This is a genomic window from Synechococcus sp. CS-205 (assembly GCF_025128255.1).
Classification (GTDB): domain Bacteria; phylum Cyanobacteriota; class Cyanobacteriia; order PCC-6307; family Cyanobiaceae; genus Regnicoccus_A.
The window spans coordinates 136,575-156,074 of sequence record NZ_JAHLZB010000024.1; the positions used below are offsets into that span (position 1 = coordinate 136,575).

Here is a 19,500-nt window from a genome sequence, read left to right on the forward strand (position 1 = left end):
ACACTCACCGCTTGGGATTGGTTCGCTTCATGCCCGTCCATGTGCTGCTGTTCGAAGCCGGCACCGACAACGAAGGCATTCACTCCCTCGAGCTGAATGGCCGCACGGTGGTGCTCCTGTTCGAGGAGCGGGATGACGCCGAGCGCTATGCGGGCCTGCTCGAGGCCCAGGACTTTCCGGTTCCCAGCGTGGAGGCGATCGAGCGGGAGGAAATGGAGCTGTTCTGCGGACAGGCGGGCTATGAGGCCCGGTTCGTGCCCTCCGGCTTCCTGCCCAGCTCGGCGGAGGAGCGCCTGCTGATCGCCCCTCCGGAGCGGAACATGGATCTGACCCACTGGCGGGAGGAATCCCAACCCCCTGGGGCTCCCCAGGAGCCCGGCCGTGATGGAAGTCCCGAAAGTGCCGAGCTGGAAGCCTTCCGCCGCCGCCTGGAGGGTCTGCTGTGACCTCTCCTGAACCGAGCCCCGGCCTGCCTGTCTCCGCTGCCCCCGATCGGGGCCACCTGCTCACCGAGCAGGCCAATCCCGCCAGCGCCAGCCTCGATCAGCTCAGCTCCGGCGAACTGGTTGATCTGTTCTGCCGGGAGGATGAAAAGGCCTTGCTGGCGATGGAGGCGGCGGCTCCGGCCCTGGCCGTGGCGGTGGAGGCGATCAGCGCCCGCCTGCGCGCCGGCGGGCGTCTCTTTTACCTGGGTGCCGGCACCTCCGGCCGGCTGGGTGTGCTCGATGCGGCCGAGTGTCCTCCCACCTTCTGCACCCCCCCGGAGCTGGTGCAGGGTGTGCTGGCCGGTGGTGCCCCGGCCCTGCTGCGCAGTTCCGAAGGCCTCGAGGATCTGCGCGAAGCCGGCCGCCATGATCTGATCGAAAGGGGTTTCTCCTCTGCCGACGCCCTGGTGGGCATCGCCGCCGGCGGCACCACCCCCTATGTGCTGGGCGGCCTGGAGCATGCCTGCGGCATCGGAGCCCTGGCGATCGCCATGGCCTGTGTGCCCAGCGAGCAGGCGCCGATGCCCTGCGCCATCGACATCCGCCTGGTCACCGGAGCGGAGCTGCTCACCGGCTCCACACGTCTGAAGGCCGGAACGGCCACCAAGATGGCCCTGAACATCCTCTCCACCGGGGTGATGGTGCGGCTGGGCAAGGTGTTCGGCAACCGGATGGTGGATGTGGCCGTCACCAACAGCAAGCTGGAGGACCGCGCCCTGCGCATCCTTCGGGACCTGGCCGGAGTGGACCGGGAGCAGGGCTACGCCCTGCTGGCCCAGGCCGGCGGTTCGGTCAAACGCGCCCTGGTGATGGCTGCCGCCGGGCTGAGCGCCGAGAAGGCCGATGAGGCCCTGAGCGCCCATGACGGCCAGGTGCGGCAGGCTCTGGAGCAGCTCGGTGCTCCGCTGGCGTGATCAGCCCTGCGGCGTCGGGGCCGTCTCGAAGGGGCCCCAATAGGGGGAGGTGAACAGGTCGAGCTTGCGGCGGGTGGCTGCAGGCACCTGTTCCACAGGAGTCATCAGGGCATCGCGCAGGGCGCTGTGGGAGCTGCTGGCGGGCCGCTGGGCATCGATCCGCTCGGCCGCCACCGCCACGATCTGCTGGGCCAGTGCTGCGTTGGCGCGCAGGTTCTCGATCACCAGGTCCACGGTGACCGAGGCGTGATCTGCGTGCCAGCAGTCGTAGTCGGTGACCATGGCGAGGGTGGCGTAGGCGATCTCGGCCTCCCGGGCGAGGCGGGCCTCGCTGTGGTTGGTCATGCCGATCACCGAGCAGCCCCAGCTGCGGTAGAGGTTCGATTCCGCCCGGGTGGAGAAGGCGGGGCCTTCCATGCAGAGGTAGGTGCCGCGGCGGTGCAGCTGGCGCCCTGCAGGCATCAGGCTTTCGGCCACATCGGCCAGCAGTCTGCTCAGGCTCGGGCAGAACGGATCGGCGATGCCCACATGGGCCACGGCTCCGTCGCCGAAGAAGCTCACGGGCCTGGCATGGGTGCGGTCGATGAACTGATCCGGCACCACCATGTCGAGGGGGCGCAGGGGATCCTGCAGGGAGCCCACGGCCGAGCAGGAGAGGATCCAGCGCACCCCCAGGGAGCGCAGGGCCCAGAGGTTGGCCCGGTAGGGCACTTCCGTGGGCAGGTGGGTGTGGTGACGGCCGTGGCGGGCCAGAAAGACCACCTCCAGCGTCCCGATGCGGCCCAGCCGCAGGGTGTCCGATGGCGGGCCGAAGGGGGTGTCCACCGTCAGTTCGCGGACGTCCTCCAGCCCGTCGATGGCATAGAGCCCGCTGCCACCGAGCACCCCGAGGCGGGCGCAGCCCAGGTCGAGGCCCGGGCTCGAAGTGGGGGCATTGGGGCTCATGGGCGTGACTGACCGAGGGGAAAGCCCCGTGCAGGACCGGGAACCGTTCTACCCGAGAGTGGATACAGTCCGCCTTTGCTCTGACTCCCATGACCAAAGCCCTGATGGAGACCGAGGCGGGCACGGTGGAACTCGAACTGTTCGACACCGACGCCCCCGGCAGCGTCGCGAACTTCGTCAAGCTGGCGGAATCGGGGTTCTATGACGGGCTGGCGTTTCACCGGGTCATCGATGGGTTCATGGCCCAGGGGGGCTGTCCCAACACCCGCCCCGGTGCCAGTGGGATGCCGGGAACCGGTGGTCCCGGCTACATGATTCCCTGCGAGATCAACAGCCGCAAGCATCAGGCCGGAACCCTCTCGATGGCCCATGCCGGCAAGAACACCGGCGGCAGCCAGTTCTTCCTCTGCCATGACGCCCAGCCCCATCTCGACGGGGTCCACACCGTCTTCGGTCAGGCCTCGGATGTGGACGTGGTGCGGGCGATCCGCAAAGGCACGCGCATCACGAAGGTGACGATCCTGCCCTGAAGGGCTCAGCCCCACTGCACGAAGGCGCCGGGTGTCGTGGCCAGCTGAGGGCTCTCCTGACTGAGCTCCTGCAGGGGGCGGCGCTCGGGCTCCAGGGTGGCGCTGGGGTGGGCGCTGCGCTGGGCATCGGGAGCCAGCAGAAGGCTCACCGAGCGCGAGCCAGACCAGCCGGCCATCAGCTTCAGGGCTGAGACCAGATCGGCCTTGCGCAGCTCCCGATCCCGCCCCGGTGGCTGGGCCAGCAACAGCGACAGCTGCGGCTGGCCCAGCAGGGCCAGCAGCCGGGGATGCTCCTCCCGCCGCAGTTCCAGCTCCCGCTCACCTGCCCAGCGGCGCAGCTGGGGCCAGTGGTCGGCTTCCGCCTGCTCGGGTGCCAGGCTCGCGCCGCTCCAGGAGATCACGGCTGTGGGCCCGCCCGCTCCGGTGCTCTCCCGGTCCGGGGCACCCTGCATCAGATGACCGAGTTTGGTCTGTTTGGTGAGCAGGTAGGCGGCATTGTGCTGGCCTGGATCCATCACCAGCGGCACCCGGTCTTCCACCTGCAGCCCGTAGCCCCCCAGGCCAGCGATCTTGCGCGGATTGTTGGTGATCAGGCGAAGATGGTGAACCCCCAGATCACTGAGGATCTGAGCCCCGACGCCGTAATTGCGCAGGTCGGCCGCGAAGCCGAGCCGCTCATTGGCCTCGACGGTGTCGAGGCCGCCATCCTGGAGGCTGTAGGCCCTGAGCTTGTTGATCAGTCCGATGCCCCGTCCCTCCTGACGCAGGTAGACGACCACCCCCTCTCCGGCAGCCTCGATCATGCGCAGAGCCGCCTCCAGCTGGGGCCTGCAGTCGCAGCGGAGCGAGCCGAAGGCATCGCCGGTGAGGCATTCCGAGTGCACCCGCACGAGAACAGGTCCGCTGGCCCGCTCGGGTCGGCCCTTGACGATGGCCACATGCTCGCTGCCATCGAGCTCATTGCGATAACCGATGGCCCTGAATTCCCCGAAGGCGCTGGGCATCAGAGCTTCGGCCTGGCGACGCACGAACCGTTCGGTCTCGAGCCGGTAGCTGATCAGGTCGGCGATGCTGATCAGACGCAGACCGTGGCGACGGGCATAGAGGGCCAGCTGAGGCAGCCGGGCCATCGAGCCATCCTGGTTCTGGATCTCGCAGATCACCCCCGCGGGGTAAAGCCCGGACAGCCGCGCCAGATCAACGGCCGCCTCGGTGTGCCCGGCCCGCTTGAGCACCCCTCCCTGGCGTGCACGCAGCGGGAAGATGTGGCCCGGACGGCGCAGGTCCGATGGCCGGCTGGCGGGATGGATCGCCACCTGAATGGTGCGGGCCCGGTCGTCGGCGGAGATGCCCGTGCTCACCCCATTCTCGGGACCGGCATCGACGCTGACGGTGAAGGCCGTCTGGTTGCTGTCGGTGTTGCGGTCGACCATCAGCGGCAGCTCGAGAGCGTCGAGACGCTCGCCCTCCATCGCCAGGCAGATCAGACCGCGGGCCTCGGTGGCCATGAAGTTGATCTGCTCAGGCGTGGCGAACTGGGCCGCGCAGATCAGATCCCCTTCGTTTTCACGGTTTTCATCATCGACGACAACAATCATCTCGCCGTTGCGAATGCCGGCTAGCGCATCGGCGATCGTATCGAAGCGGATCGGATCCTTGCCCGGACCCGGACGTGGGGGAGCGTCAGCGGCGCTGGCGAGGGGAGCGGAAGGCTCGGAGCGGACAGTCAGAACATCTGGATCAGGTGGTCAGCATTCTCTATCAGTTAGGGGCACAACGTGACCGGGTGCCCGGTACGATCAGCGCCCCAGACACCCCTGCATGGTCAGCCCCTCAGCAGCTCGGCGCGTCGCGGTGATCGGCGCCAGCGGCTACGGCGGCCTTCAGACCCTGCGCCTCCTTCAGGATCACCCCGCGTTTGTGGTCAGTTATCTGGGGGGAGAGCGAAGTGCCGGCCACTCCTGGAGTGAACTGGTGCCCTTCCTGCCCCTTGAGGGCAATCCAGTGGTGCGGACCCCCGATCCCGACGCGATCGCCGCCGAGGCCGACTTCGCGGTGCTCAGTCTCCCCAATGGACTCGCCTCCCAGCTGGTGCCGGCCCTGCTCGAGCGTGGGGTGAAGGTGGTCGATCTCTCCGCCGACTACCGCTACCGCTCCCTGGCCCGGTGGAAGGAGGTGTACTCGAGCGAGGCGGAACGGTTCGAGCGCCATGATGAAGCTCTGTGCAGCGAGGCGGTCTACGGCCTGGTGGAGTGGGAGGAGGAGCGGCTCGCCGCGGCGCGGCTGGTGGCGGCTCCAGGCTGCTTTCCCACCGCCAGCCTGCTTCCCCTGCTGCCCTTTCTCAAGCAGGGTCTGATCGATCCCAGCGGCATCATCATCGATGCCAAGACGGGGACCTCCGGCGGCGGCCGCGCCGCCAAGGAGAACCTGCTGCTGGCTGAGGCGGCTGAGGCCGTGGCTCCCTACGGCGTGGTGGGCCATCGCCACACCAGCGAAATCGAGCAGATCGCCAGTCGCCTGGCTGGACAACCCATTCAGCTGCAGTTCACGCCGCATCTGATGCCGATGGTGCGGGGTCTGCTGGCTACCGTTTACGGACGGCTGCGGGATCCGGGCCTGACCGCCGACGACTGCACCACCGTGCTGCAGGCGGCCTACCGGCACAGCCCCTGCGTGGAGGTCCTGCCGGTGGGCACCTATCCCTCCACCAAGTGGACGCGCCAGACCAACCGCGCCCTGCTCTCGGTGCAGGTTGACCTGCGGACCGGGCAGCTGATCCTGATGAGTGCCGTTGACAACCTGGTCAAGGGTCAGGCCGGCCAGGGGATCCAGTGCCTCAATGTGATGGCCGGACTCCCGGCGCCGACGGGCCTGCCGCTCCTGCCTTTCTATCCCTGATCCCTGAGTCGCTCAGCGGCAAGGGCCACGGCCAGCGGCAGCAGACGATGCTCCTGCGCATGGATCCGGGCGGCCAGAGTCATCCTGTCGTCTTCGTTGAGCACTGGGACGGTGGCCTGGGCCAGGATCGGACCCCCATCGAGGTCTTCGGTCACCAGGTGGGCTGTGCAGCCGCTCAGGGTCACCCCGGCGGCGAGGGCCTGCCCCACTGCATCAAGACCCCGGAAGCTCGGCAGCAGCGAGGGGTGAATGTTGATCAGGCGTGAGGGGAAGGCGCCGATCAGCCGCGGAGTGACGATCCGCATCCAGCCGGCCATCACCACCAGATCCACCCCGGCGGCGGTGAAGGTCTCGATCAGGACCCCATCCAGATCTTCCCGGCGACGGTGCAGGCGGTGATCGGCGACGGTGCAGGGGATGTTCAGCCTCTTGGCCCGGCGCTGGGCGCCACAGCCAGGATTGTTCACCACCAGCTGGAGCACACGGCCCCGCAGGGGGCCCTGGCGGCAGGCCGTCACCAGCGCCTCGAAGTTGGAGCCCTCGCCGGAGGCCATCACCCCAAGCCGCAGCTCGTGTGGTTGCAGGGGCCAGTGCTGTGCCAACGGCCACTGGACACAACCGGGCGGATCGCTAGGGTCTGGCGAAGCGGGCACTGGCGTCTTGTCCCATCTCTCCATCCTGCCAACCGTGATCCAGGATCTGGATCAGTTGGCTGCATCACTGGCCGATCTCGGCTGTGAACCGATCCCTGGCGGCCTGCTCGAAGGCTTCGCCGGGGATCGCACCCCTGTGGATCTGATGGTGCGCTTCGCGGGCGAGCACTGGATCGGTTGGCGCCGTCAGAGCGATGGCAGCCTCGCCTTGCTCGGAGATCTCCAGCGTCTGAGCCGCTCCCGTTCCCTGCAGACCTTCCTCGGACGCCTCACCCGTCGCTACGCCGCGCGGGTGGCCCTGCAGGAGGCGGCTCTTCAGCTGCCGATGGCCACGGTCGAGCTGGTGTCCTGAACCCCCAGGTGGTTGACCTTTCGCTGGATCTGAGCCAACCCCACAGCCATCTGGTTCATGTCAGCCTCCGCTGCACACCAGCCACACGGGTGCTCAGGCTCAGGCTGCCCGCCTGGACTCCGGGTTCCTACCTGATCCGCGACTACGTCCGTCACCTCGAAGCGCTGCTGGTGCGTCAGGGAGCGGACCAGGTGCCGGCGATCCGCACCGATCCGGCCGGCTGGCAGCTGGAGCTGCCCTGCCTGGATCCCCTGGAGATCCACTACGACGTGCTGGCCGCTGATCTGAGCGTGCGCACCTGCCACCTCGATGGCGACCACGGCTTCCTGGCCCTTGCGGGCCTGGTGCTCCAGGTGGAGGGAGAGCGCTGGGCCGCGCACCGGCTGAGCCTGCGGCTGCCTTCGGGCTGGGAGGCCTTCGTGCCCCTGCCGCGGCAGGGTGATGGAACCTGGCTGGCGGCTGACTTCGATCAGCTGGTGGACACCCCGGTGGAGGCGGGCCCGCACCGGGCACATCACTTCAACGTGGCCGGTGTGCCGCACCGCTGGGTCTGCTGGGACGCCACCGCCCCCCGCCAGTCCGCTGGGTCAGAGCCCTCAGGGTCAGCTGGGGATCCGCCAGACAGCCTGCTCAGGGCTCATCCGACCCTGCTTCAGGACGTGGCGGCGGTGTGTGAGGCCTGCTGTCGGTTGATGGGGGAGCCCAGGCCAGCGGCACCGGAGTATCTGTTCGTGCTGCATCTGCTTGATCAGGGCTATGGCGGTCTGGAGCACGACACCTCGACGGTGCTTCAGTTCGGCCGCCAGGCCCTGCTCAAGCCCGAGGGTTATCGCCAGCTGCTGCAACTGGTGGCCCACGAGTATCTGCATCAGTGGAATGTCCGGCGCCTGAGGCCAGCATCCCTGAGCCCGATCGATTACGACCGACCTGTGATCGTTCCTGGACTCTGGTTTGCCGAAGGCGTCACCAGCTATTTCGATCAGCTTCTCCCCCAGCTGGCTGGAGTGACGAGCGAAGATGAGGTCGTGCACGACCTCGGCACCGATCTCAGCCGTTATCTGCTCACTCCTGGGCGTCTGCATGGCCAGAGCCTGCACCAGAGCGCCGAGGAGGCCTGGGTGAAGCTCTACCGGCGTGAAGCCAACAGTGATGACAACCAGATCAGTTACTACCTCAAGGGGGCCATTCTTTCTCTGGTTCTCGATCTGGAATTGCGCCGTTCTGGATCATCCCTGTCCCAGGTGCTGCGCGACCTCTGGGCCCGCCTGGGGCGCTGGAGACGGGGCTACCGGGAGCGGGATCTGATCGAGGCCTTCGCCGCCCGCTCCCCCCGGCTGGCCGATCTCCTGCCCACCTGGCTGGAGGGCTGCGAGGATCCGGATCTGCCGGCCTACCTCCAGGATGTGGGCCTGACGCTGGAGCCACAGCTGGCCTCGGCTCCCCATCCGGGCCTGAAGGCTGCCGTCAAAGCCAGTGGCCTTGAGGTCGTCCGGGTGGAGCGCCATGGGCCTGCCCAGCAGGCCGGCCTGATGGTCGGTGATGAGTTGATCGCTCTAGAGGGCCTGCGGCTGCGCAAGCCAGAGGATCTCGTCCCGATCCTGATGGCCCAGCAGCCCCAGGTGCTCACCATCTGCAGGCGGGGGTGCCTGCGCAGCCTGACGATCACCGCCGCCGCCCCGGCGATCGAGCGTTGGCGGCTGCTGGTGGACCCCCAGGCCAGCTCTGAAGCTCTGGAGCGACGCCGTCAGTGGCTTGCCCTGGTGCCATGTTGAACAACCTGCTGGAGCGATTGCGCGCCAACCCTCTCGCCCTGGGCCTGGTGGGGGCCGGGGCCGTGCTGGGCCTGGGGGGCCTGGGCTGGTTGGCCCGCGAGGTGACTGCTCGCTCCGAGACCGCCAGCCGTCCCTCCCTGCTGCAGCTGCTCGAGCAGGTCACCCAGCCCGCCACCACGCCGCGCCAGCCACAGCCCCGACGGCCTGCGCCACTGCCGCCGCCGCGCCCGGCCTGGGTCAGTCCCCTGGGCCGCGAGTGCGTCGACCGTGATCCACGCCTGCGCCAGCGCCTGGAGGCTGAGCTGGCGGCCTTGCCCGCTCGCCGCCAGCGCATTCCCATCGACCCCAGCAACTACGGGGTCCGTTTCGAGCGTGACGCCTTCGGCCATGCGATTGACCCCACACCTCAGGTGGTGGTGCTTCATGAAACCGTCTATGGAGTGGGCTCAGCCCTGCGCACCTTCCAGACCCCCCACCCCAGGGACGAGGACCAGGTGAGTTACCACACCCTGATCGGGGGCGATGGCCAGGTGATCGATGTTCTTGATCCCGGACAGCGGGCCTTCGGGGCGGGCAATTCGGCCTTCAACGGACGGTGGGTCGTGACCAATCCGCGCGTGGGGGGCTCGGTGAACAATTTCGCGTTGCACATCAGCCTGGAAACCCCCCTCGACGGGGAAGACAACGACCCTGGCCACAGCGGGTACAGCGCGAGGCAATATGACGCCCTGGCCCTGGTGCTCACTGACTGGATGCGGCGCTTCGCGATTCCTGCGGCTCACATCACCACACACCGTCAGGTGGATCTCGGCGGTGAGCGGGCGGATCCGCGCAGCTTCGACTGGCAGGCCCTCAAAAGAAGACTCGGGGCCCTCTCTCAGCTCTGCTGAGGACGGAGCAGAGGGTTAGATCAGCTGTGAGAGCTGGGGTTTGCGCTCGGAGTAGATCAGCGCATGCAGTTCCGGATCCTGCATGTAGCTCAGGATCCGGGCGGGGTAATCGAGCTTGCCGTTGTGGAGGTACGCCAGGGTGGCCAGCGCCTTGGCATCCCGGGGACTGCGGCTGGCCTGGAGGGTGCGGCCAGCTGGAAAGCCCAGGTCCCGGCTGAGACGCGCAAACTTGCCCACCAGCAGGGTCACGTTGCGGTTGGGGTCGAGCAGTTCCAGCCGTGCTGTCTGGATCTGATCCGCGCTGGGATCGGGGGGGAGCAGACCCTGATGAATCAGCTCGCCGATGCCGAGCTGGGCGGGGCCATGGGTGCTGAACAACCCTGACTGAGCCGCCAGCGGCAGATCTTCCCCTGGTTTGGCGTGCTGAATCTCATCGAAGAGCACAGCGGCCACCAGCATCGGGTTGATGTGGTGGCGGCGGCTTTCCAGAAGGATGACGGGCCGCAGTTCCTCCAGCTTCTCCACCGTGCGGGCCCGCAGGGGGGTGAGCTGATCCAGTCCGTGGGTGAACAGCTGGGCGAGAGGAGCCTGCGGTCCGTGCACACCGAAGCGGCGCTGCAGTTCCTTGAGTTCCTCAGGAGTGAAGTCAAGGGGATCGGGGCGCTGGCCTTCGCTGGTGAAGGCTGCGGGATCGCTGCTGTCGGTGGTGAGGCTGGCGGTCAGCCCGGGTTCTGTGAGCAAACCTGCTGCTGGGAGCTCTCGCCGGGGGGAGCCTGCTGAAAGGCTCAGCAGTGCAAAGGTGGCGGTGAAGCCGACAGCCCAGCGCCTCGACCCGCTCCAGGGGGAGGGCGACGTGATCGCAGGGCGCGTCGACAAGGAAATAGGGAGATCCAGAATGTTCATGAACAGTACCGGCAACCCCAGGGACGACCAGATCGGGGGGGCGTTTGTGTTTTCGTCCATACCATGCGTGCCGATCCGGTTGGCTTCGGTGTGGCATGCCACCCCTGAGCTTCCTAGGGGGCCCTTCCACGGATAGGTTCAGCCTCGGCAGCCGATTCGTGAAACAGCGCGCATGACGACGCTCCCGGATTACAGCATCCACGAGCCCCAGGTGCAGTGGCAGCGCTTCTGCGCTCTGCTCTGGTATCACGACGACCTGGGCTGCTGGGTCGATGTCAGCCGCATGGCGCTCAACCAGGCGCACCTCGAGGCCCTTGAGCCTGGCTTTGATCGTGCCTTCGCAGCGATGCAGGCCCTGGAATCCGGGGCGATCGCCAACCCCGATGAGGGCCGCCAGGTGGGTCATTACTGGCTGCGCAGCCCTGAGCTGGCGCCCGATCCGGCGGTGGCGGCCCACATCCAGGCGGAGGTGGAGCGGATCGCCCACTTCGGCCAGCAGGTGATCAGTGGAGCCTGCTCGGCGCCATCGGGCAAGCCCTTCACCGATGTGCTCTGGATCGGCATCGGTGGATCCGGGCTGGGTCCCCTGCTGATCCTGCGCGCCCTCAAGGAAGAGGGGGTGGGGCTGCCGTTTCACTTCTTCGACAACGTCGATCCCCAGGGGATGAGCCGCACCCTCTCGGCCCTGGGGGATCGGCTGCTTACCACCCTGGTGGTGGTGGTGAGCAAGTCGGGTGGCACGCCCGAGCCTCGCCTGGGCATGGAGCAGGCCCGCGCCCGCCTCGAGGCCCTCGGCGGGACCTGGGCTCAGCAGGCCGTTGCCGTCACCATGGTGGGCTCTCAGCTGGATCAGCGGGCCGAGGCGGAGGGCTGGCTGGCACGCTTCGACATGTTCGACTGGGTGGGGGGACGCACCAGCATCACCAGCGCCGTGGGTCTGCTTCCTGCAGCCCTGATCGGTGCCGACCTCCGTGGCTTTCTTGAGGGGGCGGCCCGCATGGATGCGGCCACCCGTGTACGGCGCCTGCGCGACAATCCCGCAGCGCTGATGGCCGCCGCCTGGCATGTGGCCGGCGGCGGAGCCGGACAGCGCGACATGGTGGTGCTTCCCTACCGCGACCGGCTGGAGGTGTTCAGCCGCTACCTGCAGCAGCTGGTGATGGAGTCGCTGGGCAAGCGGCTCGACCGCGATGGGCGCCAGGTGCACCAGGGCATCGCTGTCTACGGCAACAAGGGCTCCACCGATCAGCACGCCTACGTGCAGCAGCTCCGCGACGGTGTCGACAACTTCTTCGTGACCTTCATCGAAGCACTCGACGATCCAGCTGATCTGGCCCCCATTGGCGGGGAATACCCGGGCGACTTCCTTGATGGATTTCTGCAGGGCACCCGCTCCGCCCTCAGCGAAGGGGGCCGCCAGAGCCTTTCGATCAGCCTGCGCCGCTTTGATGCCTGCAGCTTGGGGGCGCTGGTGGCTTTGTTCGAGCGGGCCGTTGGCCTCTATGCCGAGCTGGTGAACGTGAACGCCTATGACCAGCCCGGAGTGGAGGCCGGCAAGAAGGCCGCTGCCACGATCCTCGAGCTCCAGAGCCGGCTGGAGGCCCTTCTGGCTGACGGGCAGGCCCGCTCCCTGGGGACCATCCAGGCGGAGCTGGAGCTGCCCAGCCCGGAAGCGGCGTTCTGGATCCTGCGCCACCTCTGCGGCAATGCCCGCGGCTATGGCGCCGAGGGCGATTGGAGCGATCCGTCAGGGCTCGCGTTCAAGAAGTTATGAGCAGGGTCGAGGGGCTCTGGTCCCGTTGCTAAGTTCCGCACCTTTGCGGCCATGATCCGTTCCCGCGCTGCGGTGGCCTGGGCCGCGGGCCAGCCCCTGGAGATCACTGAGATCGAGGTGGCTCCGCCGGCCGCCGGTGAAGTGCTGCTGCGGGTGGTGGCCAGCGGGGTGTGCCACACCGATGCCTTCACCCTCTCGGGTCAGGATCCGGAAGGGCTCTTTCCTGCCGTGCTCGGCCACGAGGGCGGCGCGATCGTGGAGGAGGTGGGGGCCGGCGTGACCTCCGTGGCCGTGGGGGATCACGTGATTCCCCTCTACACACCCGAGTGCCGGTCCTGCAGCTTCTGCCTCTCCGGCAAGACCAACCTCTGTCAGGCGATCCGCGGCACCCAGGGCAAGGGCCTGATGCCGGACGGCACCAGCCGCTTCTCCAGGGCCGGCCGCCGGATTCACCACTACATGGGCACCTCCACCTTCTCGGAATACACCGTGGTGCCCGAGATCGCCGTGGCCAGGATCAACAAGGAGGCTCCCCTGGAGAAGGTGTGCCTGCTCGGATGCGGGGTCACCACCGGCATCGGTGCCGTGCTCAACACCGCCAAGGTGGAGTCAGGCAGCACGGTGGCCGTGTTCGGTCTGGGGGGCATCGGCCTGGCTGTGATCATCGGTGCGGTGATGGCCGGCGCCAGCCGCATCATCGGCATCGACACCAATCCCGAGAAGTTCGCGATCGCCCGCCAGCTCGGTGCCACGGATTGCCTCGACCCAAGCGCCTCGGGTGCACCGATTCAGGAGGTGGTGATCGATCTCACCGATGGGGGAGTGGATTATTCCTTCGAGTGCATCGGCAATGTCCAGGTGATGCGGGCCGCCCTGGAGTGCTGCCACAAGGGTTGGGGCGAATCCACGATCATCGGCGTTGCCGGCGCCGGCCAGGAGATCGCCACCCGCCCCTTCCAGCTCGTCACCGGCCGGGTGTGGCGTGGCTCGGCCTTCGGTGGGGTGCGGGGCCGCACCGAATTGCCGGGGTATGTGGAGCGGTTCCAGAGCGGTGAGATCCCGCTCGACACCTTCATCACCCACACCATGCCCCTGGGGGAGATCAACCGGGCCTTCGATCTGATGCACGCCGGTCAGAGCATCCGCTCGGTGATCCACTTCAACCCTTGAGGGAGGTCCCCCGTGCTCACACTCCTGAGTGAGAACCGCAGCTTTGCGGGTGCCCATCGGCGCTACCGGCACCAGTCGGCCGCGCTCGCCTGTGAGATGACCCTGGCGGTGTATCTGCCTCCCCAGGCCCTGGCCGGCGGCTCCGTGCCGGCGCTGTACTGGCTCTCCGGGCTCACCTGCACCGATGAGAATTTCATGCAGAAGGCTGGCGCCCATCGCCTGGCCTCCAGCCTCGGCCTTGCCCTGATCGCTCCCGACACCAGCCCCCGTGGCCCTGAGGTGCCCGAAGATCCAGACGGAGCCTGGGACTTCGGCCATGGGGCCGGCTTCTACCTCAATGCCAGCGAACCCCCCTGGGCGCGCCACTACCGCATGCACGATTACGTGGTGGAGGAGCTGCCGGCGCTACTGGAGGCCCAGCTTCCCCTCAACGGGCTGCGCGGCATCAGTGGCCATTCGATGGGGGGGCATGGCGCCCTGGTCTCTGCCCTGCGTCACCCCGGCCGCTACCGCTCCGTTTCAGCTTTTGCACCGATTGCTCATCCGAGCTGCTGCCCCTGGGGGGAGAAGGCGTTCAGCCGCTACCTCGGCCCCGATCGCACCCACTGGAGTTCCTGGGACGCCTGCGAGCTGATCGCCTCGGCGCCGGAGCGGCTGCCGCTGCTGATCGACCAGGGACTCGACGATCCCTTCCTGGAGAGTCAGCTGCGACCCGATGACCTCGAGGCTGCCGCCCAAGCCGCCGGCCACCCGCTCCAGCTGAGGCTCCAGCCGGGCTACGACCACAGCTACTTCTTCATCGCCAGCTTCATCGAGGACCACCTGCGACACCATGCGGCGGCCCTGATTCCCCTGGGCTAGGGCACCAGGTTCACGAGCTTGCCGGGCACCACGATCACGCGGCGGGGAGGCTGGCCTTCCAGCCACCTCAGGGCGATCTCACTCTCCAGGGCCAGCCGCTCCAGGGTGGCGGCATCGGCATCGGCTGGCACCTCCAGCTGGCCCCGCACCTTGCCTTTCACCTGGATCACCAGGGGGACCGTGTCCTGAATCAGGGCGGCGGGATCGGCCACGGGCCAGCGCTGGCGATGCACGCTGCCGGCTCCACCCAGCCTCTGCCAGAGCTCTTCAGCCAGGTGGGGCGCGAAGGGGGCCAGCAGGATCACCAGGGCCCTGAGCGCTTCGCTGGCCACGGGCTCGGCCGCGGCCTCCAGCTGCGCCGCCATGGCATTGCTGAGTTTCATCAGCTCCGAGACGGCGGTGTTGAACTGGTAACGCCCCGGGGCCAGGTCGTCGTCGATGGCGGCGATGGCGGTGTGCACGGCCCTTCGCAGCTCCTTCTCCCCCGAGGTGCTCGCTTCGGCAGGTCCAGCCGCGACGGCCCTCAGGCTCAGTCCACGGGCCACCGCCCCGTCCACCAGTCGCCACAGCCGCTGCAGAAAGCGGAACTGACCTTCGACGTCAGCGTCGTCCCACTCCAGGTCCTTCTCGGGCGGTGCCTTGAACAGGATGAACATGCGGGCGGTGTCGGCCCCATAACGGTCGATCACCACGGAGGGGTCGACGCCGTTGTGCTTCGACTTGGACATCTTCTCGAAGAAGGTGTCGAGCCGCTCACCATCGACCGGATCGCGGGGATCGGCGGGATCGCTCACATCCGCCGGGGCCACGTAGCGGCCCGTCTGGGGATTTCTGTAGGTGATGGCCTGGACCATGCCCTGGGTGAGCAGCCGCTGGAACGGCTCATCGAAGCTCAGCAGGCCACGGTCGCGCAGCACCTTGGTGAAGAAGCGGGAATAGAGCAGGTGCAGGATGGCGTGCTCGATGCCGCCCACGTACTGGTCCACGGGCAACCAGCGGTCGGCCGCACTCCGCTCGAAGGGCAGGCGGGTGTTGTGGGGATCGCTGTAGCGCAGGTAGTACCAGGAGGAGCAGATGAAGGTGTCCATCGTGTCGGTCTCCCGCCGGGCGGCCTGGCCGCAGCAGGGGCAGGGCACCGTCACCCAGCTCTCCAGCTGCGCCAGGGGTGAGCCGCCCTTGCCGCTGAAGGCCAGATCCCTGGGCAGTTCCACCGGCAGCTGCTCCGCCGGCACCGGCACCACACCGCAGCTGTCGCAGTGGATCACGGGGATGGGACAGCCCCAGTAGCGCTGGCGGGAAATCAGCCAGTCGCGCAGCCGGTAGCGCACCTTTCCCTCACCCCAGCCTTCCGCTTCGGCCAGGGTCACGATCCCGGCGCGGGCTTCAGCCGCATCGAGGCCGTCAAAGGGTCCGGAATGGACCAGGCAGCCGCCTCCGGTCCAGGCGCCACCGTCGTAGGCCTCTTCGTGGGCGCCCTCGGGCACGATCACCCGCTTCACCGGCAGCTCGTACTGGCGGGCGAACACGAAATCCCGCTGGTCGTGGGCGGGGACCCCCATCACGGCGCCGGTGCCGTACTCGGCCAGCACGTAATCAGCGATCCAGATGGGGATCGTCTCGCCGTTGAAGGGGTTGCGCACGCTGGCGCCCAGGGGCACCCCCCGCTTGGGCTGATCCTCGGCGGTGCGTTCCTGTTCGCTCTGGGCGCTGACCAGATCACAGAAGGCCTCCACCGCCAGGCGCTGCTCAGGGGCGGTGAGGCTGGCCACCAGGGGATGCTCCGGGGCCAGCACCAGGTAGCTCACGCCGTAAACGGTGTCGGGTCGGGTGGTGAAGACCGTGATCGACGTTGCGCTGCCGGCGGCCGCTGCTGGCGCCACGATCGGGAAGTGCAGCTGGGCTCCGGCCGAGCGCCCGATCCAGTTGGACTGCATCGTGCGCACCCGCTCCGGCCAGCCATCGAGCTGCTGGAGATCGTCAAGCAGGGCTTCGGCGTAGTCGGTGATGCGCAGGAACCACTGGCGCAGCTGCCGCTTCTCCACCCTTGCCCCGGAGCGCCAGGAGCGGCCCTCGCCATCCACCTGCTCGTTGGCCAGCACCGTCTGATCGATCGGATCCCAGTTGACCGTCGCTTCCTTGCGGTAGGCCAGGCCCGCCTCGAGGAACTGGAGGAACAGCCACTGCGTCCAGCGGTAGTAGTCGGCATGACAGGTGGCCAGCTCCCGGTCCCAGTCGATCGAGAGGCCGAGGCGCTGGAGCTGGGCCCGCATCTGGCCGATGTTGGCGTCGGTCCAGTCGCCGGGATCCACGCCCCGCTCGATGGCGGCATTCTCCGCCGGCAGGCCGAAGGCGTCCCAGCCCATCGGATGCAGCACCCGACTCCCCCGCAGCCGCTGCACCCGGGCGATCACATCAGTGATCACGTAGTTGCGCACATGGCCCATGTGCAGGTTCCCCGAGGGGTAGGGGAACATCGAGAGGGCATAAAACGTTTCGCCGTCACCGCTGCCGCTGCCCTCGCCGTCATCGCCGGGTTCGGGTGTCCGGTGCAGCCCCTGCTCCTGCCAGCTCCGCTGCCAGCCGGCCTCGATCGCCTCTGGGCGGTAGCGGTTGTCGACCGGGCTGTTGCCGGCGTTGGGATGGGAGTCGGACGCGGCCATGTTCCGGAGTCGGCCGGTTCGCATCAGCCGTTGAGTGCGTGGTTGTGATCGTGCCACACCTCCATGGGGCGATCAGCTCGGGTTCATTCCAGCGCCTGAATGGTGTCGAGGGCGGAGCGGCGGATCAGCACCGGCTGATGGGCGTTCGGGGGGCGCAGGGCGAGAAACTCGGGGTCCTGCCAATCGAGGCAGCCTTCGAGCTGCTCTCCACCCGGGAATCGCACCCGCAGAGCCGTGCGCTGGCGGACCCAGTTCTGGAGCTGGCGCACACCAGGCAGGCTTGGATCCAGGTTGTGAATCTCCATAGGATTCAGGCTATGTCGATCGAGAGCGGAGCCGTGCTGGCATTCAGCAAGTACCAGGGGCTGGGCAACGACTTTCTGATGCTCGACGGGCGCGAGGCCGCTGATCCAGGCGAGGTGTTCGGTCTCGACCCCGAGCGGGTGCGCTGGATCTGCGACCGCCGCTTCGGCGTGGGCGGCGACGGGGTGATTCTCGCGCTCCCCCCCCTGGGGGATGGGGAACTGCGCATGCGCATCTTCAATGCCGACGGCAGCGAAGCGGAGATGTGCGGCAACGGCATCCGCTGCCTGGCCCGTTTTCTGGCCGACAGCGACGGAGATCAACCGGGCCGGACCTGGCAGGTGGAGACCATGGCCGGTCGGATGGTGCCGGAACTGCTCAGCGACGGCATGGTGCGCGTGGACATGGGCGAGCCGTTCCTGGTGCCCGACCAGGTGCCCACCACCCTGCCGATCGGCCCCGCGGGGTTGCCCCAGGGGGACCTGGAGGTGGAGGGGGCCCGCTTCGGGGGGGCGGCGGCCGGGATGGGCAATCCCCATCTGGTGATTCCGGTGGAGGCGGTGGAGGGCGTGGATCTGGAGCGTTTCGGCGCCCTGCTGGAGGTGCATCCTGCTTTTCCGGCCCGCACCAATGTTCATTTCGTGCAGGTGCTCGGCGCCGACCATCTGGTGATGCGCGTCTGGGAGCGGGGGGCTGGCCCCACCCTGGCCTGCGGCACCGGGGCCTGCGCCACCCTCGTGGCCTGCCATCGCCTGGGCCTGAGCGCCCGCTCGGCCCGTCTGGATCTGCCCGGCGGGTCTCTCTGGATCGACTGGGATTCCCAGTCGAACCATCTGTACATGACAGGGCCTGCCGAACCGGTGTTTGATGGGGTGCTGGCGCCGGCGGCGGAGAACGCCGTTCAGCCGGACAGCAACGCTGAAGGCGTTGCTGAGCTCGCCACCAGGCCGGAGACGCCGCGGCCGGCGGAGCCAGAAGACATCAACTGCGCGATCGCCTGCGTGGAGGGCTGCCAGCGGCCTGACGACTGCCCCAGTGCCGAGGCCCGTCTCCGGGTGGAGGCGCTGCTGCAGAGCCGTTCGCTCGATGATCTGGTTGCCCTGGCGACCCAGTCGCTGGAAGCTCGCAGCCAGGCCCGCTTCAGCCGCGACGGCGCTGGCTCCGGGCCTCCGGCCGAGTGACCCGGAGCCTGCCCGACGGCTCTGCAGCGCAGGAGCTCTACCTCGATGCTTCAGCCGGCGCCCCTCCTGCCGCAACGGTGCTGGAGGTCATGGCTGCCGCCACGGGAACCGCCTGGGCCAATCCCTCCAGCCTGCATGGCTATGGGCTGAGGGCAGCTGAATCGCTGGAGCGCAGCCGTCAGCTGATCGCTTCCCTGCTCGGGGCCGAGCCCCGGCAGCTCACCTTCTGCTCGGGGGGCACAGAGGCTGCCCACCTGGCCCTGCTCGGGGCGGCGGCGGCCCTGCCCCCCGGCCGGCTGCTGATCTCGGCGGTGGAGCATCCGGCGGTGCAGGCTGCGGCCGAGCGTCTGGCCGGTTCGGGCTGGTCGCTGGAGCGGCTTCCGGTCGATCCTGTCGGCCGGGTGCGCTTGGATCGCCTGGAGGCCCTGCTGGAGCCCCCCACGCGGCTGGTCTCCGTGATCTGGGGCCAGAGCGAGGTGGGCACGCTTCAACCCCTTCAGGCGATCGGAGAGCGTTGCCGCCGTGCCGGCGTGCTGCTGCACAGCGACGCCGTTCAGGTGGTGGGCCACCGCCCCATTGATTTCACTGCCCTGCCGGTGGATCTGTTCAGCTTCACCGCCCACAAACTGCAGGGACCGCGGGGGATCGGGGCGCTGCTGGCCCGTCCCGGCCTTGAACTGCGTCCGCTGCTCGAAGGCGGCGGCCAGGAGGGGGGGCTGCGCTCCGGGACTGAACCGGTGATTCTGGCGGCTGGATTCGCCCAGGCCCTGCGGCTGGCCCAGCATCGGCTGGCGCTGCACGGCGGCCGGGATCCGCTGCAGCCATGGCGTGACCGCCTGCTGGAGGCCTTGCTGGCCTTGGGCGGTGTGGAGCTGAGTGGCTGCCCCGATGAGCGTCTGCCCCACCACCTCAGCCTGGTGGTGCGGGATGGTGCCGGGCGCCCCCTGCCGGGTCGCCGTCTGGTGCAGGCCCTCTGGCGCCAGGGCCTGGCTGTCAGCAGTGGCAGTGCCTGTCAGGGGGGGCGAGCCGGCGCCAGTCCGGTGCTGCTGGCCATGGGCTACGACCCGGAACTGGCCGCCAGTGGCCTGCGCCTGAGCCTGGGCCCCTGGCTTGATCCCAATCAGCTCGATGCGGTACCCGTCCGCTTCGAGCGGGCCCGGCAGGCTGTGGTCGACGGCCAGCTTGGGTAGGGTCGCCGGGCTTTGCCGT

18 protein-coding genes are annotated in these 19,500 nt (G+C 68.2%); 12 read left to right on the forward strand and 6 right to left on the reverse strand.

From position 1 onward, the window contains the following. Nucleotides 1–29: 29 nt before the first annotated feature. Complete coding sequence (locus tag KQ297_RS05950; protein ID WP_259738594.1) at nt 30–446, forward strand: DUF3110 domain-containing protein; 417 nt, start codon at nt 30–32, stop codon at nt 444–446. Next, nucleotides 443–1,399 carry an N-acetylmuramic acid 6-phosphate etherase gene (murQ, locus tag KQ297_RS05955; RefSeq protein ID WP_259738595.1) on the forward strand — a complete coding sequence of 319 codons (957 nt, stop codon included), beginning with the start codon at nt 443–445 and terminating at the stop codon, nt 1,397–1,399. The genes KQ297_RS05950 and murQ overlap by 4 nt, the downstream gene beginning before the upstream one ends. Here the strand turns inward: murQ and mtnP are convergent, their stop codons facing one another. After that, entirely contained in the window at nt 1,400–2,344 is a 945-nt protein-coding gene (gene mtnP, locus KQ297_RS05960; RefSeq protein WP_185464595.1) for an S-methyl-5'-thioadenosine phosphorylase, read from the reverse strand. It abuts the gene before it with no gap. Between the two features lie 89 nt (nt 2,345–2,433). Here mtnP and KQ297_RS05965 point away from each other — a divergent pair, with 89 nt between their 5' ends. After that, complete coding sequence (locus KQ297_RS05965) at nt 2,434–2,874, forward strand: peptidylprolyl isomerase (protein WP_259738596.1); 441 nt, start codon at nt 2,434–2,436, stop codon at nt 2,872–2,874. A 5-nt stretch (nt 2,875–2,879) separates the two neighbouring features. On the opposite strand, the gene ribBA is transcribed toward KQ297_RS05965, so the two are convergent. Then, nucleotides 2,880–4,472 (reverse strand): bifunctional 3,4-dihydroxy-2-butanone-4-phosphate synthase/GTP cyclohydrolase II, encoded by a 1,593-nt coding sequence (ribBA, locus tag KQ297_RS05970; RefSeq protein ID WP_399251297.1) that lies wholly within the window; start codon nt 4,470–4,472, stop codon nt 2,880–2,882. Nucleotides 4,473–4,695: 223 nt separating this feature from the next. On the opposite strand from ribBA, the gene argC reads away from it, so the two are divergent. After that, on the forward strand, nt 4,696–5,772 hold the full coding sequence (gene argC, locus KQ297_RS05975) for an N-acetyl-gamma-glutamyl-phosphate reductase (RefSeq protein WP_259738597.1): 1,077 nt from the start codon (nt 4,696–4,698) through the stop codon (nt 5,770–5,772). Here the strand turns inward: argC and purN are convergent. After that, entirely contained in the window at nt 5,763–6,326 is a 564-nt protein-coding gene (gene purN, locus KQ297_RS05980; RefSeq protein ID WP_259738598.1) for a phosphoribosylglycinamide formyltransferase, read from the reverse strand. The two genes, argC and purN, sit on opposite strands and share 10 nt — an antisense overlap. 106 nt (nt 6,327–6,432) lie before the next feature. Between purN and KQ297_RS05985 the strand changes: the two genes are divergently transcribed. The 3 genes from KQ297_RS05985 to KQ297_RS05995 are packed head-to-tail and all read left to right on the forward strand — an operon-like array spanning nt 6,433 to nt 9,439. Further along, entirely contained in the window at nt 6,433–6,777 is a 345-nt protein-coding gene (locus KQ297_RS05985) for a DUF1257 domain-containing protein (protein ID WP_259738599.1), read from the forward strand. A gap of 8 nt (nt 6,778–6,785) precedes the next feature. Continuing rightward, nucleotides 6,786–8,549, forward strand: a complete 1,764-nt coding sequence (locus KQ297_RS05990; RefSeq protein WP_259738600.1) for a M61 family metallopeptidase — start codon at nt 6,786–6,788, stop codon at nt 8,547–8,549. Continuing rightward, a complete protein-coding gene (locus tag KQ297_RS05995; protein WP_259738601.1) occupies nt 8,543–9,439 on the forward strand; it encodes a peptidoglycan recognition family protein in 897 nt (298 codons plus the stop codon). The genes KQ297_RS05990 and KQ297_RS05995 overlap by 7 nt, the downstream gene beginning before the upstream one ends. A gap of 15 nt (nt 9,440–9,454) precedes the next feature. On the opposite strand, the gene KQ297_RS06000 is transcribed toward KQ297_RS05995, so the two are convergent. Further along, a complete protein-coding gene (locus KQ297_RS06000) occupies nt 9,455–10,180 on the reverse strand; it encodes a helicase DnaB (RefSeq protein ID WP_259738602.1) in 726 nt (241 codons plus the stop codon). Nucleotides 10,181–10,514: 334 nt separating this feature from the next. Between KQ297_RS06000 and KQ297_RS06005 the strand changes: the two genes are divergently transcribed. Genes KQ297_RS06005 through fghA form a run of 3 tightly spaced genes read left to right on the forward strand, consistent with a single transcriptional unit; the run spans nt 10,515 to nt 14,147 of the window. Further along, entirely contained in the window at nt 10,515–12,116 is a 1,602-nt protein-coding gene (locus KQ297_RS06005; RefSeq protein ID WP_259738603.1) for a glucose-6-phosphate isomerase, read from the forward strand. 51 nt (nt 12,117–12,167) lie between these two features. Further along, nucleotides 12,168–13,286, forward strand: coding sequence for an S-(hydroxymethyl)glutathione dehydrogenase/class III alcohol dehydrogenase (locus tag KQ297_RS06010; RefSeq protein ID WP_399251302.1), 1,119 nt, complete (start codon nt 12,168–12,170; stop codon nt 13,284–13,286). A 12-nt stretch (nt 13,287–13,298) separates the two neighbouring features. Next, nucleotides 13,299–14,147 (forward strand): S-formylglutathione hydrolase, encoded by an 849-nt coding sequence (gene fghA / locus KQ297_RS06015; RefSeq protein ID WP_259738604.1) that lies wholly within the window; start codon nt 13,299–13,301, stop codon nt 14,145–14,147. Here fghA and leuS read toward each other — a convergent pair. Next, the gene (leuS, locus tag KQ297_RS06020) at nt 14,144–16,807 is read right to left on the reverse strand and encodes a leucine--tRNA ligase (RefSeq protein ID WP_259738605.1); all 2,664 of its coding nucleotides are present in this window, start codon (nt 16,805–16,807) and stop codon (nt 14,144–14,146) included. The genes fghA and leuS overlap by 4 nt on opposite strands. Nucleotides 16,808–16,890: 83 nt before the next feature. Beyond that, complete coding sequence (locus tag KQ297_RS06025; RefSeq protein WP_259738606.1) at nt 16,891–17,112, reverse strand: Hfq-related RNA-binding protein; 222 nt, start codon at nt 17,110–17,112, stop codon at nt 16,891–16,893. 12 nt (nt 17,113–17,124) lie between these two features. On the opposite strand from KQ297_RS06025, the gene dapF reads away from it, so the two are divergent. Then, nucleotides 17,125–18,291, forward strand: a complete 1,167-nt coding sequence (gene dapF / locus KQ297_RS06030) for a diaminopimelate epimerase (RefSeq protein ID WP_259738607.1) — start codon at nt 17,125–17,127, stop codon at nt 18,289–18,291. Further along, nucleotides 18,288–19,481, forward strand: coding sequence for a cysteine desulfurase family protein (locus tag KQ297_RS06035; protein ID WP_259738608.1), 1,194 nt, complete (start codon nt 18,288–18,290; stop codon nt 19,479–19,481). Before dapF ends, KQ297_RS06035 begins: the two co-directional genes overlap by 4 nt. Nucleotides 19,482–19,500: the final 19 nt, after the last annotated feature.